This is a genomic window from Erythrobacter colymbi, from assembly GCF_002155685.1.
Classification (GTDB): domain Bacteria; phylum Pseudomonadota; class Alphaproteobacteria; order Sphingomonadales; family Sphingomonadaceae; genus Erythrobacter; species Erythrobacter colymbi.
The window spans coordinates 1-14,871 of the sequence record NZ_MUYK01000030.1; the positions used below are offsets into that span (position 1 = coordinate 1).

The 14,871-nt window shown below is 62.2% G+C and carries 17 protein-coding genes and 2 pseudogenes; 4 read left to right on the forward strand and 15 right to left on the reverse strand.

The window, feature by feature from the left end; all coding sequences use genetic code 11:
* A pseudogene (locus BZF57_RS19500) lies at positions 1–1,213 on the forward strand (IS3 family transposase); the annotation flags it as partial.
* A gap of 74 nt (positions 1,214–1,287) precedes the next feature.
* Here the strand turns inward: BZF57_RS19500 and BZF57_RS19505 are convergent.
* The 14 genes and pseudogenes from BZF57_RS19505 to BZF57_RS19570 form a co-directional block, all read right to left on the reverse strand.
* Positions 1,288–1,995: pseudogene (locus BZF57_RS19505) on the reverse strand (TraU family protein); the annotation flags it as partial.
* Entirely contained in the window at positions 1,985–2,263 is a 279-nt protein-coding gene (locus BZF57_RS19510) for a hypothetical protein (protein ID WP_039330803.1), read from the reverse strand. The gene BZF57_RS19510 and the pseudogene BZF57_RS19505, both read right to left, overlap by 11 nt.
* Positions 2,260–2,916, reverse strand: a complete 657-nt coding sequence (gene traW / locus BZF57_RS19515; protein WP_240506057.1) for a type-F conjugative transfer system protein TraW — start codon at positions 2,914–2,916, stop codon at positions 2,260–2,262. Before traW ends, BZF57_RS19510 begins: the two co-directional genes overlap by 4 nt.
* 11 nt (positions 2,917–2,927) lie before the next feature.
* Entirely contained in the window at positions 2,928–3,449 is a 522-nt protein-coding gene (locus BZF57_RS19520) for a S26 family signal peptidase (RefSeq protein WP_240506058.1), read from the reverse strand.
* Positions 3,436–4,020, reverse strand: coding sequence for a TrbI F-type domain-containing protein (locus BZF57_RS19525; RefSeq protein ID WP_086740936.1), 585 nt, complete (start codon positions 4,018–4,020; stop codon positions 3,436–3,438). The genes BZF57_RS19520 and BZF57_RS19525 overlap by 14 nt, the downstream gene beginning before the upstream one ends.
* Entirely contained in the window at positions 4,017–4,268 is a 252-nt protein-coding gene (locus tag BZF57_RS19530) for a hypothetical protein (RefSeq protein ID WP_143738594.1), read from the reverse strand. Before BZF57_RS19530 ends, BZF57_RS19525 begins: the two co-directional genes overlap by 4 nt.
* Before the next feature lie 98 nt (positions 4,269–4,366).
* Positions 4,367–6,913, reverse strand: coding sequence for a type IV secretion system protein TraC (gene traC / locus BZF57_RS19535; RefSeq protein WP_086740940.1), 2,547 nt, complete (start codon positions 6,911–6,913; stop codon positions 4,367–4,369).
* A 6-nt stretch (positions 6,914–6,919) separates the two neighbouring features.
* Entirely contained in the window at positions 6,920–7,594 is a 675-nt protein-coding gene (locus BZF57_RS19540) for a hypothetical protein (protein WP_143738595.1), read from the reverse strand.
* A complete protein-coding gene (locus tag BZF57_RS19545; protein WP_086740944.1) occupies positions 7,591–8,427 on the reverse strand; it encodes a DsbC family protein in 837 nt (278 codons plus the stop codon). The genes BZF57_RS19540 and BZF57_RS19545 overlap by 4 nt, the downstream gene beginning before the upstream one ends.
* A 10-nt stretch (positions 8,428–8,437) precedes the next feature.
* On the reverse strand, positions 8,438–9,730 hold the full coding sequence (locus tag BZF57_RS19550; protein ID WP_086740946.1) for a TraB/VirB10 family protein: 1,293 nt from the start codon (positions 9,728–9,730) through the stop codon (positions 8,438–8,440).
* Between the two features lie 5 nt (positions 9,731–9,735).
* Positions 9,736–10,536 carry a type-F conjugative transfer system secretin TraK gene (locus tag BZF57_RS19555; protein ID WP_086740948.1) on the reverse strand — a complete coding sequence of 267 codons (801 nt, stop codon included), beginning with the start codon at positions 10,534–10,536 and terminating at the stop codon, positions 9,736–9,738.
* Positions 10,533–11,096: a type IV conjugative transfer system protein TraE gene (locus BZF57_RS19560; RefSeq protein ID WP_066214305.1), complete on the reverse strand. Its 564-nt coding sequence runs from the start codon at positions 11,094–11,096 to the stop codon at positions 10,533–10,535. Before BZF57_RS19560 ends, BZF57_RS19555 begins: the two co-directional genes overlap by 4 nt.
* A gap of 1 nt (position 11,097) precedes the next feature.
* Positions 11,098–11,382 (reverse strand): type IV conjugative transfer system protein TraL, encoded by a 285-nt coding sequence (gene traL, locus BZF57_RS19565; RefSeq protein WP_039330815.1) that lies wholly within the window; start codon positions 11,380–11,382, stop codon positions 11,098–11,100.
* An 85-nt stretch (positions 11,383–11,467) separates the two neighbouring features.
* The gene (locus BZF57_RS19570; protein WP_231729329.1) at positions 11,468–11,719 is read right to left on the reverse strand and encodes a hypothetical protein; all 252 of its coding nucleotides are present in this window, start codon (positions 11,717–11,719) and stop codon (positions 11,468–11,470) included.
* 422 nt (positions 11,720–12,141) lie between these two features.
* Here BZF57_RS19570 and BZF57_RS19575 point away from each other — a divergent pair, with 422 nt between their 5' ends.
* The 3 genes from BZF57_RS19575 (at position 12,142) to BZF57_RS19585 (ending at position 13,471) form a co-directional block, all read left to right on the forward strand.
* Complete coding sequence (locus BZF57_RS19575; protein WP_086740951.1) at positions 12,142–12,516, forward strand: hypothetical protein; 375 nt, start codon at positions 12,142–12,144, stop codon at positions 12,514–12,516.
* A 45-nt stretch (positions 12,517–12,561) separates the two neighbouring features.
* Positions 12,562–13,056, forward strand: a complete 495-nt coding sequence (locus BZF57_RS19580; protein WP_086740954.1) for a hypothetical protein — start codon at positions 12,562–12,564, stop codon at positions 13,054–13,056.
* A 148-nt stretch (positions 13,057–13,204) separates the two neighbouring features.
* Entirely contained in the window at positions 13,205–13,471 is a 267-nt protein-coding gene (locus BZF57_RS19585) for a hypothetical protein (RefSeq protein ID WP_169712982.1), read from the forward strand.
* A gap of 28 nt (positions 13,472–13,499) precedes the next feature.
* Here the strand turns inward: BZF57_RS19585 and BZF57_RS19590 are convergent, their stop codons facing one another.
* Positions 13,500–14,711, reverse strand: a complete 1,212-nt coding sequence (locus BZF57_RS19590) for an IS256 family transposase (RefSeq protein ID WP_011950834.1) — start codon at positions 14,709–14,711, stop codon at positions 13,500–13,502.
* Between the last annotated feature and the right edge of the window lie 160 nt (positions 14,712–14,871).

Genomic DNA, 14,871 nt, shown 5'->3' on the forward strand with positions numbered 1-14,871 from the left:
CAGAGCTGTGCCGCAAGGAAGGCATCGCCCAGAGCCTGTATTACACTTGGTCGAAGGAGTTTATGGAAGCAGGTAAGCGCCGGTTGGCCGGTGATACCGCCCGTGCCGCGACCACTGGCGAGGTGCAGGATCTGCGCCGCGAAGCCCGCGCCCTGAAGGAATGCGTGGCCGACCTGACGCTGGAAAACCGTTTGCTCAAAAAAAGCATGATCGCGGATGGGGGCGACGAAGAATGAGGTATCCCGCATCCGAGAAGCTCGAGATCATCAGGATCGTCGAGCAGTCCCACCTGCCTGCCAAGCGAACGCTGGACCAACTCGGCATCGCCCGGCGGACGTTCTACCGCTGGTATGACCGCTACCTCGCAGGCGGCCCGGAGGCGTTGGCGGATCGGCCATCGGCTCCAGGCCGGGTGTGGAACCGGATCGCGCCCGAGGTGCAGGACCAGATCGTCGAAATGGCGCTGGAGCAGTCCGAGCTGTCACCGCGCGAACTGGCGGTGCGATTTACCGATGAGCGCCAATACTTTGTGTCCGAAGCTACGGTTTACCGCCTGCTCAAGGCCCACGATCTGATCACCAGCCCGGCATACGTCGTGGTGAAAGCGGCTGATGCGTTCCATACCAAGACGACCCGGCCGAACGAGATGTGGCAGACCGATTTTACCTACTTCAAGATCATCGGGTGGGGCTGGATGTATCTCTCCACCGTGCTCGACGACTTCTCGCGCTACATCATCGCCTGGAAGTTGTGCACCAACATGCGGGCCGAGGATGTGACCGACACGCTGGATGTAGCGTTGGTCGCATCCGGATGCGACAGCGCCACGGTGTTGCACAAGCCCCGGCTGCTCAGCGACAATGGTCCCAGCTACATCGCGGGCGAACTGGCTGAATACATCGAGGCCAACAAGATGAGCCACGTGCGCGGCGCCCCGATGCACCCCCAGACCCAGGGCAAGATCGAGCGCTGGCACCAGACCCTTAAAAACCGCATCCTGCTCGAGAACTACTTCCTGCCCGGCGACCTTGAGGCCCAGATCGAGACCTTCGTCGAGCACTACAACCACCGCCGATACCACGAGAGCCTAAACAACGTGACGCCCGCAGACGCCTACTTCGGCAGGGCACCAGCCATCATCAAACAACGCGAAAGGATCAAGCGACAGACCATTGAACATCGGCGCTTGCAACACCGTAAGCTCGCCGCCTAAAACCCAACAACAGACGAGGCCCGCACTCCGCTAATTTACGCCGCGACCTGTGCCAAATGTTCTGACGACGGACAGCCGTTCATCGGGTACATCGGACCCTGACAGCCCGAGCACCAGAACAGCTCATCCATCGGCAGCTTTGCGCTCGCCGAAATGCAATCGGCCGAGCAGGCGGCTTGCGCCAACGGCGAAGTAAACAGGGCCGCCTCGGGATTGAGCAGAGTGGTCAGCTCATCATCCTGCCAGAGGGGATCGATCTCACTCAGATAGGCAACATCGAAGGAGCTCGCCTCGAGGCACAGGAAGTCCGTGACGACCTCTAGCCAGTAGAGCAGCGGGTAGATGTAGTAATGGACGTGGTACTTGGCGCTGTTCTGCGCCTGACCGCCGACCTGTGAAGAATCGGAGGCATAGCCATTGCCGATCGAGAAACCGGGATTGAGTTTGATCCCGCCGAGATTGGGGAAACACCAGGGCTTTGTCGTGACGTCGACGAGCCGCACCGGCTCCCAGAAACCCATCGCAAGGCCAATGCGCGGAACAGGAGTGCCGCACGCACAGATCGGGAGGTCCGGATTCTTGGTGTCGGCCCGGGAGGACGGCCAGATCTTGAGCGAGCCGAGCGAGAGCGGGAACATGCAACCCCAACACACATCGGTGACAGGATTGACGAAACTGCCCGAGCAGCGGCCAGGCCCGGTCGGAAGACCTTGAGCCGCTGCCGGCGTTGCCAGCGCTGCTACCAGCAGAGCCACGATGGGAGTCAGAAGCCTACCCAGCATCCTGGTCCTCCCTGCCCTGCATGAGCCACGCATCGTCGGCTGCATTTTTCGCCTTCAGCCAGAGCCAGCCCTGAACGATGACAAAGGTGACGGTGGCGCCCAGCCAGGGAAACGCCAGAGGGCGTGACAACGTGCGCAGCTCGCCAAAGAAGAGCACTGTTGCGGAGAGCACTGCGCAGCCCATGATCACTCGGATGCGGGCGCCGCGCAGCATCGGCGTTTCGGGGGCAGCGAGCGGGACCGGCAAAAGATCGCGCCACCCGGTCATGTCGGCTGCCCCTTCCGGCGGATGACATGCTCGGTGACCTGCAGCAGATCACCCTTGCGCTCGACCACGGCGGGCGTGTGGCGGATACCGAAATGCGTTGTCAGGCGCCCATCCTGGTCGAAGTAGAAGCGCCGGCGATGCGTTTGCATCAGGGTGAACGGCGAGCCGTCGACGAAGATGATCTTGGCCGTTTCATCGCTTCCCCGCTGCATGGCCCAGGCGAGCTCTGCCGGATCGTTGCCATTGATGAAGACGAGCTTCTTCGAAAGACCCGTATAGCTCAGCGGATTGACGCGCTGACCTGCGACAGCAATGAGATTGCCGCGATCATCGCGAATGTCGTTCTCGACCACGATGGCAGGATCAAACTCCCAGCTGCGGGTCTCACCCGCAGGGCTCATCCCGGCAACAGCCACTGGCTGCATGACCCGCTGCGTGACCTTCTCGGCAAACTGGCGGTTCAGCGCATCAATCTTGCCGCTCGCCTGCGCCGTATCGAGACGGGCCTTGATGACCGCCAGGAGGTCAGGCTCGATAACGGGCCAGGTCTGACCCATTTGTCCATGATCGACGCCCACGCGCGTGGGCGGAACGGGCACGCCTGCACCGATCACGAACGGCGTCAGCACCGCAAGAAGGATTCCGCGCTTCACAGACTTGCCCCTCACAGGATTGCCCTTCCGGTGCCAACCAGACGGTCGCGGCAGACAAAGCCGATATGCGCGTAGCGGCTGTCGAACCCGTCCTTGTGCGAGGTCGCTGCAAAGATGCAGCCCTTTGGCACTATGCCCAGAGGGCCTGCCTCGAGCGCGTCGCCGCGCTTGGTCACAGGCTTCAGCGATGCAACCTGCTGACCATTGACCAGAACGTCTGCGCCCCGCCGCGTAACGACGTCTCCCGGCAAACCGACCGCGATCTTCGCAAAAGGAGGCGGGTTGGTACCAAAGTACTTGGTCGTCACCCGGTCATGGCCCGGATGAAAGATCACGTAGTCACCGCGCTTCGGGAAGCGGCCGCTCTCCACCAGGAAGGCCCAGTTTGGAAGCGAGTCCGAAGCATTGACCATGAGGGCGTGCGTTCCGCTCCACCGGGCCAGCGCGCTGAAGCCCATCGCGAGCGAGCTCAGCACGGCGATGACCGCGAGCTTCTGTACGAGCGAAAGGCCCTTGGGATCAGCGCGCTCCACCACCCTGCCCTCCGCCATTCGCGGCCATGAAGGCCTGCATCTCGGATTCGACGCGGGCCGCATTTGCTGCCGAGCCCTTTGGTCTCACGCCCGATCCCATGCCCTGCATCGCTTGAGCGGGCGTCGGCCGCGGGACTTTGGCATAAACGGCAGCCTTCACGCTTTGCGTCACGTCCGGCACATTGCCGCCAACGATGGACTCGTGAACCAGCACGACTTTGCCGCTCTTGGAGAGGCTGGCGACAGTTTCATCGAGCGCCGCCATGAAGACAGCCGTCTCGCGTGCAGCCGTCGTTTCGTCCGCGCTCGAACGGGACTGCGCCTGCAGATATTCGCCGATGATCCCCTGAAGCTGCAGCTGAACGAACTCCTGCCTCGAGTCCGGCGAAGCTGCGATGTTCCGTGTCACCCAGGCGCCCCAGATGAACACGGCGATGCCGGCTACAAGCAAGACCAGTTCCCGCGTCGACATGCCGGCAAAACGGCGTTGCATGAGCGTTCCGGTCGGTTTTCGCGCCGCTGTCGTGACAGCCTCGTGGGCCGGTGGCAGCTCATCAAACAGATCTCTCATTGATCCTCTCCCCCAGTAACAAGAGGCACGGTAAGGGCAGCGCGAAGGCTCGCGCGGCGGAAAAAGGCGGTGAGCGCCAGGACAGTCGCGAAGATGGCCAGCACGAGGGCCTCGAATTCGCTCTGTCTGGCAGGGCCCGCTGCTGCGAACCGCGATGCGAGGTTGCCGAGCTGCAGCATCAGCCCTGCAAAGGTGAAACTGCCCAGCGCAACGAAGACGAGCAGCCCCGTGCCGAGCGCCGCGAGCAAGGTCGTCGCGCCCCACCCTGCGAGGCGCAGGGCAACAAGCAGCGTGTCCTGGCCGCGCTGGACAAGATGAGCCCTCTGCCCAGGACGAGGCAACGCGATCATTCCGCCGCCTCCGCTTGCTGGTGTTCCTCAGGAAATGCGACGGCCTCGATCGCGTCGTGCATCGCCATCCCGCGCTCGATGTTTGCCTCAATCCGCGCGAAGACGTCGGGGCTCGATGAGTAGAGTGCTGCTGAATAGCGGTCGAGGACGAGCCGTCCGATGCTTTCGGTATCGGGCCCGCGGATGAAGATATCCGAATAATCGGTGCCATTGCGCTTCAGCGAGCGCAGCAGCGCCTCGGTGAGGTTGTCCATCTCGAAGCGATCCGAGTTGCGGAAGTCCGAGATGGTCTCGCCCTTTTGCTGGAGGATCAGGAACCAGTCAGAGTTTTCGAGCGCGGCGCGCGACCCTTCCGACTTGTAGTAATCGTGGATCGACTGGGTGGCCGTGATAAGCGCCCCGCCGTACTTTCGGCACGTGCGCGAATAGGTCTCGACGAAGTCGGCCATCGCCCCGCCCTTGAGCATCTGCCAGGCCTCATCGATGATCAAAGGCTTCGGCGTCGCGCGGTCCATCCGGCGCATCACCTGCGAGGCGATGAACATGATCGACGTGAGCACAACGCCGCGCAGCTCCTCGCGGGTCGCAAGGTCAGAGAGCTCGAACACCGTCAAATCAGCGGACAGGTCAAGGTTGGCATCGCCCAAAAAGAAGCGGCCGAAAGTGCCCTTGGCCGCGAACGGCAGGAGCGAGGTAGCCAGATCATAAGCACAAGGGTGCTGGGCCTCCCCAAGCGTCGCGATCAAATGGTCGACAGTCCCGTCACGACCATGCTCCTCCCAGACGAGGTTTACCGCCTGGTCGATAAGTCCCCGTTCGGTGTCGTTCAGCCGGGTCTCGTTGCGCGCCATCTGGGCGATGATCGATTTGAGCATCGCGAGGCAGTCGACCAGATAGTCATCGTCCCCGCGCGCAAGATGCTCATCGATCATCCGGAACGGGTTGATCGAGATGCCCGAGGACAGCTTGAACTCGGTGAACGTGCCGCCAAGAGCCTTGGCCATATGCTCGAAGCTGCGGCCATCGTCGATCACGATGGTCTTGGCGCCAACCCCTGCAAAGCTCGCGGTCAGATCCTGGAGGAGAACCGATTTGCCCGAACCGGACTTGCCAGCAATCGCAACATTGTGATTGCCGGCAGTATTCTGGAACGGCGACCAGAACTGTGGCTGACCCCGCCTGCCAATGAACAGCAGATGCGGAATATTCCCCCCGACATACTCTCCCTGGATTGGCGCGATCGCTGCAACATCGGCCGAGCGCATAGTCCGCAGGCGCTTCATACGCTTCAGATCATGGTCGAGCCCGTCGGCAAGCAGCAGCGGGAAGTGCGACATAAAGGCGGGCAACTGGATATGGGTCTCGTCGATCAGGTCCCATCCCGTAGCCTTGTAGAGCGCTTTCAGCGTGCGCTCGCAGGGCTCGCCCCGGCCCTTGGGTGCAATGATCGAGACGGCATAGTAGCAGGAGACCAGCTTCTCGCCCTGCTTGACCCTATCGGCCACGAACTGCCATTCGGCGGCTTCGGTGCGCAACTTGGGAACGAGCTTGACGCCCTTGCCATCGGCCAGCGATGTCGTTCGCGCGAACTTGTATCCTGCCCTTGCCTCCGAGGATTCCGGGCCCGGGATGATCCCGCAGGCCGTCTGAAGCACCGGGCAGGGAAGACTGAGCTTGGGATTGAAGATGTCGCCGATGATTTTCTGGGTATCCCAAGGTGCCCAGCGATCAGGGAATCCTCGCACCGCCATGGTACGGACGTCGAACCGCTCGGGCACAAAGTCCTTCAGTTCGGGGACACCCGATGCGACTGCGCCGGTCGGCCGCAGCGATTGAGCATGGAGGACAAGGCGGTCCTTCTCGACATGCGTCACCAGGTCGCGCCGGACACATTGTTCGTTGATCGGATCAAACCTGTTGTAGTCAGGGACCTCGTCTCCTGCGCCATTCGATGGCGCGAGAATTTCGTCGAACAGGCGGATGAGATCGATTGGCGCGAACTGCCGGACCGGAACGTTGATCGATTCCAGCGCCGAAATGATCCCGTCGCGCATCGTGACGAGGTCATCATTGGTGAGACTGGACGCTTGCCCGATGCCCACCGACATCACGACACGGAAATTGCGCACGAAAAATGGTCCATCGCTCGCGAGCGTTGACCAGGCACCGACGAGCAGTTTGTCGAGGCGGTGGCGCGCAAGTGTCCGGAAGACGCCCGAAGCCGTGAATCGGGGCAGCGCCCAGGCCTGCAGCATCTCGGCTATCCTGGGACTTGAGAAGTTTGTCACGCTGAAGCGCGTTCCGGGCTGAAGAATATCGGAGAAGATCGTGCCGATGATCTCGCTGACCCGGTCATTTGCACCCACGAGCGGTGCAAGCTCGAGAATGAAGCCCTTCGAACGGACCTGGTGGAAGATGCGCTTCTCCTCGTCGAAGGAGCGATAGCCGAGAAAATGCGACAGCATCGGCACATCAGGCGCGCGGGCGCTGCGCTCCGGCTTGCGGCTGTCTCCCACAACGAGATCGACGAGCGAGCCCAACATCGCCCTTTACTCCACGACGCCGCTGAAAGCGGCGGGCTTGGGCCGGGCGCGGGATCCCTTGGCAGAAAGCCGCTGCGCAACCTCCGCCTGAATCTCGGCGATCGGATTCTTCGCGTCGGCCGTGACGACCTCAGTCCCGGCCGCGCCCTTGCGAGGATCGGGCTTTGCGTCGCTCCCCTCCGGCAATGCCGCGAGCAAAGGCGGAGCGCTTTCTGCTGCGGCGAGAAGACCGCGACTGCGCGCAACCTTCGGACCCCGCTGAGCAATCTGTTCCATCGCGTCCCCGCGTCCGGGAAGCAGTGCTTCGGTGCTCACGACCCGGCGCGCATGCGTCGTGCCGCTGGCATCGGTGAAACCGGGGAAGACCACAGAGAGCTGATAGCGCGGGGCGCTGCGCGCCAAAGGCGCAGCACTTGCCAGATGCGTGTCGTGGACAGGCGCATCGATCCCATCATCCATCCGGTAGGGGCCGGCGGGATTGAGAAGGTCGGCCGAACTCGTCTCTTCGATCCGGGCAAGCGCAGTATCGTCGATCACGGACGATGGGGCGCAGATGCCGTCGGGCGCATTGCAGCGGAAGTTCGCGTTGACGTTGGTGCCAAGCGTCGAGCAACCCGACAGCAAGCCCCCGAGGACCGCAGCGGCCATGGCAGCTTGCGGACGCAGATTTCTGTGCATCATGATGCCTTTCCTTCGATCCAGCTGAGCAGAAAGTCGCGCGGGCGGTAGCCGTGGAGAACCGCGCCATCTTCGCGGACGATGACCGGCGTCCCGCTGAAGCCGTGCTGCCTTGCGAAGGCCTCGTTGGCATCGAGCCCGCTGGTGTCACACGATCCTGCAGATGTGACCGCCCCGCCCTCGTACGCCTGGGTTACTGCCCGGCGCCGGTCGGGTGCGCAGATCACGGCCTCCGAGATTGGCCTTGTGCCGAGCACCGAGATCGGGCGCTCGATCACCTTGACATTGAGGGTCCCCAGCGTCTCGTGAAGCCGCTTGCAGTAGCCGCAGCGAAAGTCGCTGAAGACCGTTATGGTCCTGGATCCACGGCCCATCACGATGCTGCCGTTCTTCGGCAAGGTCGCAAGGGCTGCCGGATCAATCCGGGCATCGGCTGCTGCAGACGGCGAACCAGTAGCGCCTGCCTGCGGCTTGGCCTCGGGCTCATCGCTTGCACCGGCACCGCCGACAAGCATGTCCGGGTTCATCTGGAGGAGACGGGCAGCCGTGAGGTCCTGTTTGGTCTCCATGTCGTAGACGCGCCCGATAATCAGGTAGCGCGCGCTATGGTCGATGTAGAACAGGTTCTGGCGGGCCTGGATCTCGCAGACGCCGTCGATGGACTTGCAGTCGATCGCTGTGATCTCGGTCTTGGGCAGGCGCTTGGTCAGCGCTGCCTGGATCGAAGCGGGGTCACTCGCGGCCGAGGCATGAGCAACGGCCGCGATAGCGGCTAGGCCACTGGCTGCCAGTCCTCCGGCTGCCGCGATCTGCCATGTCTTCCATTTACGCTCCATGGTGGTCCCCTCAGTTTCTGATGAAGGTGCCGTCGAGGAAGACGACCTCGACCGCCGCCCCGGTGGGCATCTCGACAACGGGCTGATATTGCTCGGCGCGCTCGATGAGATATTCCGAGACCGTGGTGCCGGCCTGCTGTCCGCCGCCGCCCAGGGCACGCAGCCCGATTTCGCCAGCGCCGGGGGTCCGTCGGCCCTCGCCCGCGATGATCGGCTGATTGAACCCTTCACTGAGCGCGTTACCGACGCCGCTCACGAGACCTGCCAGAAAAGCTTGGGTGGTCAGCGAGCCCTCGCGGCTAACCACGCGACCGCGCACGCCCACTTTGCCGCCGAACGCGATGAACCCCTTGACCTCCGATACCGCAAAGCGGCCGCCCGGCTGCGCGCAGGTCATGCGCTGGAGCTTCACATAGACCTTCTCCGAGGAGAGGTCCCCGTAGGCTGCGCCGTTGACCATGCACCCCTGCACCCGGGTCGCGAGGAGCTTCCCATCACCGTAGACCGAGCGCGCTGGCCCGGTGATCCGGAGCAGGACGGGGAGCGGATCGCTCTGGCTGCGCGTATTGGTCGTGGCATCGACGCCGACCACCACCGTTGCCTTGGCAATCGAATTCGGGGGCAGATAGTTGGGCGAGTCCGTATAGACGGCGGGCGACTTTGTCGGGTCGATACGCGATGCCGTCCCGCTTGCTGACGTGAACGAGACCATCTGGACGTCGCTACCGCGGCGCACGGGCGGGGCTTCTGCCGCTCCGGCCTCCGGTGACGCCGGCACGCCCATCTCGCGGGCCGCCGCGACAGGTCCTGGCGCTGTCGGCCGCGCGTTGCCCCTCTGGACTTGCTGGCGCAGTTGCTCGTTCTCGCGCTCGTAGGCTTCCAGGACACGCTGGCCATCGCGCGCCATGGCCGCATTTTCGCCGCGCAGCGCCTCGATCTCGGATTGCATCTGGGCGAACTGCGCGCCCTGCGCCTCAAGGCCCTTGAGACGCACGTCGGTCGAGTCCATCTCGCCCTCGTACATCGCGACCCATTCCTGATCGACGCGCTGCCGGTTCAGAAGTGCATCGGTCGAGACAGTTGTCTTGGCCCCCTTCTCCGTCGCCTCTTCGATGGTCTCCTCGGTATCGAGAACATACATGGCCCCAGCCACCGCGATCACGCCGGCAAGACCGAACATCAGCATCTTCTGCCGCTTCTGGACCAGTGAGTTCTCTGCAATGGCACCACTCGCATCGAGGGTATCATGTTCCTCAGCCTCGCTGGCATCGAGGTCCTTGGGTTTGCGCTTGAGGAAATCCATCTGACTTACCCTCCTGACGGTACGACGACGTAAGCGGCGGTGGTCTGGCCGCTGGCGAGGTTGGGATTGGAAATGCTGACCGCGATGGCGCCGTCTCCGGCGATGATCTCTTCCTTGAGCGTCATCGGCTCGGAGCCTTTGTTCTCGATGCGCAGGACTTTCCCAGTCATGGTCGGGCTGCGATATTCGCTGACCAGCTGGACCTTCAGATCGCCGACATTGACCGGGGCACGGGCAGCATCGCTGATCTCGAAACCCGCAACGCGGCGCTGCTCGAACATGGCCCGGACGAGCGAGACCGCACGGTCATCGAGCGTTGCAGAGGCCTCGATCGACTGCGGCGCACCCTGTGGGTTTTCGAGATCCGCATTGGCGACGAAGACCTGCAGCGCCGCTTCACCCGATACCTCGCAGTCGAACTTGTAGACGAAGCCACGGCGCGTCGTCCCGAAGAACGAAATCTTGCGCTTGGAATAGCCGTCCGGAACGGAAAGATAGATGTCGCCGCGGGTCGGCTCGTGCACGATCGAGAAGTCTTCCTGCGGAACACCCGCCTGGACACGTGAGACCGAGACGAACTGGTCATCCTTCAGCGAAATGCGGGTAAGGTCCGACTTCGACGCCTGGCAGCGCACCTCGCCATTGTCGGCTGCCAGAATATGCTCGTCGGCGAGAGCCGGAACGGCGGTCAGAGCGAGCGCGCTGCCGACCAGTACGACCCCGCACAGGCGCAAGAGATGGCAGTCGATGCGGGAGGCAAGGACGCTGCCGGTCGCAATCAGCAACGAAGGCACAATCGGGTTCATTGTTCCTGCTCCTTCTTGACGAGCACGCCAAAGCCCTTGAGGCGGAGCGAGACGCCGGTGTGCTGCCAATGGAATTCGAAGATCTTGTGCTCTCGGCGGACGTCGCGCGATCCGACGATCGTGTGCAGCACGCCGCCGACCTGACTGGTCAGGTTCTCGGGGTCCGTGCGGATCCAGTCGATCGTGATGAACTGGGTGACCTGCGAGTCCTGTTGCTCATCGATGATCTTGAGAAGGTTGGCCTTGAGCGGACCGCGCGCCTCGGGCGCGGCAATCGCAATGAGCCCGTCGAGCCAGTACTGCAGGTTCTCAGGTGACCGATTGAGCGCGAGCTGTGCCGTGTCGCGGGTCACCGCCTCGAGATATTCGGGGCTGACCGCCGCTGAGCTCAGCACCATTTCGCTGGGAAGGATCGGCTGAAGGACAACCTCCCGGTCCCGCGTCGTTGCCGCGACGAACATCACCAGCACCAGGGCGCCCAGAATGATGCAGGCCAGAGCCAGAATGTTGCGCTGCTTGAGGGTCCGCTGCGACGCCTCGTGTGCGAATGAAAGTTCCATGTCAGCCCGCCATCACACGCAAGTGGGAAGGCGGAGCGACCTTCAGACCGAAGAATTCACCCGGCAAATGCCAATAGGCAAAATGCAGGACCCAATACATCGAGCGCCCAGCTTTGAGTTTGCGGTACCCAAGCCATGCAGCAACGGCCAGAAGCAGGCCTATGACAACATGCTGCGCCAAAATTCCCCAGGTGAACGGGATCACCAGCACGAGGAATTCATCAAGCGACCAGAACCCGATCAGTTCGGGATCGTCGAGATGCTTTGGAATAGAATACTTGTCCAAAGATCGTCTCCGCCAGAAAGGTTTGCTGCCATTCCCATGCCGGTGATGGAGCAGCGCCCCCGTTCGCGATGACCTGTGCTCTCGCTCAGATCGTCGCTGTGACCGTGGAAGTGACGATCGGCACGCCGGTGCCAGCGCCCACGCCGACGCCGACGGGGATCGCGACCTGGCCGAGCGAGAAACGCCCGCTGGCCATGGCAACGATGCCGCCGGCGAGCGAAAGCACCGTGATGATCCGTCCGCCCGACCCCTGAAGGAAGCCGGTGAACCGCGTGAGCGCCGTATTGAACGTGGCGTCCGTGCCGGCCATGGCAGCTTCGATACCGAAGACGCTCATGGCGGCGGCGACAGCAAGGGTGACGGCGAACGTCCCCCCTGCCTGCTTGAGATCGTGGACCTTCATTGTCTTCCCCTTCTGGTTGACCAAATGACGCAGTGCGTCGTCACCAAAGGGGCCGGAGCCGAAAGGTTTTCTCAATCACTGTTGTGTAGAGCGAAGTCGGAGAAGTCGGCGAATCACTGTTTTTGATGCCGGGTGGTCCGATTTTTGATACCGGGTGGCTCGATTTTTAGGACCACGTGGTCATGGATTCAGGACCACGTGGTATTACCAGCACGCCACCCTGGTCCTGAATCCATGACCACGTGGGTCTGTTTTTCATACCACCGATCCGAATCGTTGCAGCCGCTCGGGGAGGCGATATGGAACCGACGCCAAGGGGCCCCGATCAGTAGCGAACAGTGGCGGGAGGAAGCGCAATGGCCAGCGGAAAAGAGGTCGTCCACGAACTGCTGGTGAGTCGGGATGCTTTTGTGATCATTGCGGACGCCATCAAGTGGCTGACAATAGAACGGTCGAAGTTTCAGCGCCTTAGAGATGTGATCACAGATGTGATCCGCGCTCCAGACCTTTCCAATCAGGAGTTGCTCGCCGCATTCAACCGGCACCGGCCCTGCGATGGGCGGGTAAGGATCTATCTCAGATTAAGCGGCGCTCTGAATGCCGAATTTGACACCCTCAAGGCCCGCCTCGGAGAGGTCACGGGCGACCAGTGCGGCGTGCGTGAGACGGTGATCTTCTGCGCCCTCGCCATCAGTATGCGCCAAATTTCTCTTGCCAAAGCCGCGTTTTAGAATTCACATCATGCAGTTGCATAGGGAGAATTGACGGAGGCAAGGATGGGTCAGGGGGCGAACCCAAACGAACGCAAGAGCTGTCATAAGCTGCAAGCTGAGTACGCCGATTTGATCAAGTACCAGATGAACCGGCAGGGCGTCAGTCTCCGTAAGCTTGTCGATGAGGGGATCATCAAGAGCAGCCACCGCAGCGGACTGTTCGAGCGCATCGCTGATGGCAGTGTGTCGACAGCCGAGTTTAACCGGATCAACGAAAGGCTTGGCATCGATCCCGTCAGAGCAGCGATCGCCGTCCACTGCTTTGTCAGCCCGGAATCCTATGAAGACCCCTGCTGCGAAACCTCTGCCCAACTTGCTATTGCCCTGGCGCTCCAGCTCAGCGAAGAGATAGCGGCATGCGATGGGACTTTTGAGCCGATCCGCGAAGCCCTTTGCCACGGCATCGCGCAGCGCACCTCGAGCGCTATAGCCAGGCACCATACAGAGCTGGAAGCACGGCGGCACAACCCAGCGCTGTTTGACCGCTCATTCGGCTGAGCAAGCGAACCGCAGCATCAGCCAAGCGCCCACGCTTAGTAGAAGCGTCGCAGATCCATTGGTGATATAGTCACACAGCCTGGAATATGTTCGCCGCCAAGCTCACGTTGCGGAGCAATCGGCTCGAGGATCAGGGACCAGTCTGCCGGTGAAGCAAGAAGCGCTCATTGCCTGGACATCGCTCTATATTGCGGTCGGCATCATGGCGCTGATCTGCGCAGCACTTTCGACAATCGTGACCCTGAATGACTGGCGAACTGGCCGATGGGCTCCCGCCCGCACAAGCACGCTCGACAAGGCATTGTTGCTCCCGAAGCTCTGGCTGCGCTGGCAAGCCAACTATCTCACCGGCACACCAGTGATCCTGGCTATCAGCCTCTACTATGCCTCGGTCGCGTCCGTCAATGTGGTGTAGAATTGGGTGTGGCCAGCGGGCTGCATTTTCAGGCGGCCTTGGGTGTAATCTGTAGCGGCTGTGCCTCCTCGATCATTGGTGTAGCAAGGGCGGCCATGCCCTCGATCTGCATGTAGCGGTGCTGGAGCTGGTATTCGTCATTCTGCTCCAGCAGGACGGCGCCGACGAGGCGGATGATGCTATCCTCGTTCGGGAAGATGCCGACGACATCGGCGCGGCGCTTCACTTCCTTGTTCAGGCGTTCCAGTGGATTGGTGGAATGTAATTTGACGCGGTGCTGCTCGGGGAAGGTCATGTAGGCCAGCACGTCGTGCTCGGCATCGTCCATGCAGGCGCCGAGCTTTGGCCAGCGGGTACGCAACTGGTCGGCGACCTGGCGCCAGACCTGTGTCGCGGCGGCATGGTCGGGCTGGAGGAAGACCTGGCGGATGGCAGCGGCGACGACGGTGTTCTGGCCCTTGGGCACGTAGGCCAGGGCATTGCGCATGAAGTGGACGCGGCACCGCTGCCAGGTGGCGCTGAGCACGCGAGTGATCGCTGCCTTGAGGCCCTCGTGGGCATCGGAGATGACCAGCTTCACGCCGGTCAGTCCGCGGCGTGCGAGGTCCTTGAGGAAGCTCGACCAGAATGGCTCGGCTTCGGAGGGTCCAATGTGAAGGCCAACGATTTCGCGCTTGCCCTCGGTGTTGACGGCAACGGCTATTATCGCGGCGACACTGACGATCCGCCCGCCCTCGCGCACCTTGAGGTAGGTAGCATCGAGCCAGAGGTAGGGCCAGTCGCCGGTGAGCGGCCGCTTAAGGAAGGCATGGACACGTTCGTCGATATCCTTGCACAGCTTGGACACCGAGGATTTGGAGATGCCGGTCATGCCCATGGCCTGCACCAGCTCGTCGACACGCCGGGTGCTGACGCCGGCGATCCACGCCTCCTGGATCACCGCGACCAGCGCCTTCTCGACGGTCTTCCTGGGTTCCAGGAAGCCAGGGAAGTAGGCGCCGGTCCGTAGCTTGGGAATCCTCAGGTTGAGCGTGCCGAGCCGGGTATCGAGGCTGCGGTCGCGGTAGCCGTTCCGCCAGGTCGTCCGGTCGCCGGAGCGCTCGTGTCGGCTAGCGCCGACCAGGCCATCGACGTCGGCCTCCATGATGATCTGTAATACGCTCTCGGCGATCGTGCGCAGGAAATCTCCATCTCCAGTCTTCGCCATCAGCTCGGCAAGCGGTAGTCTGTCGTCGGTCATCGGGATCAACTCCTCGGTGGGCGTGTGAAGTGTGGTAACTCCACCTTACCGATGAGCCCGGTGGCCACCGAGATCGAAATCGCATGGGGTGGGGCATGCCCCACCCCATGCGATCATCTCAATCTACACCAGAAATTACACCACGAGCGCGGACGCTAAC